General features: G+C 58.6%; 1 protein-coding gene. It reads left to right on the top strand.

The features are described from left to right. On the top strand, window positions 1-365 hold a 365-nt coding region (locus ACK3CV_RS25365; protein ID WP_489009927.1), incomplete at both ends, for a paraquat-inducible protein A.

Raw genomic sequence — 365 nt, 5'->3', positions numbered from 1 at the left:
CAAGATGAACTCCACCATCATGGCGGGGGTGATCCTGCTGTGGGGCGACGGCTCTTATCCGGTGGCGCTGGTGATTTTCATCGCCAGTATCATGGTGCCGTCGCTGAAAATGCTGGCGATCGGCTGGTTGTGCTGGGATGCGAACGGCAGGAAGAAACCGCGTGCCGACAGCGAGCGCATGCATCTGATTTATGAAGTGGTCGAATTCGTTGGCCGCTGGTCAATGATCGACGTGTTCGTGATCGCCGTATTGTCGGCGCTGGTGCGAATGGGGCAGTTGATGAGCATTTACCCCGCGACGGGCGCCGTGCTGTTCGCGCTGGTGGTGATCCTCACCATGTTCGCCGCCATGACATTTGATCCCC

The organism is Serratia sp. TSO36, from assembly GCF_057808395.1.
Note: the sequence above shows the minus strand (reverse complement) of the source record. Positions and strands in the feature narration are given on the sequence as shown.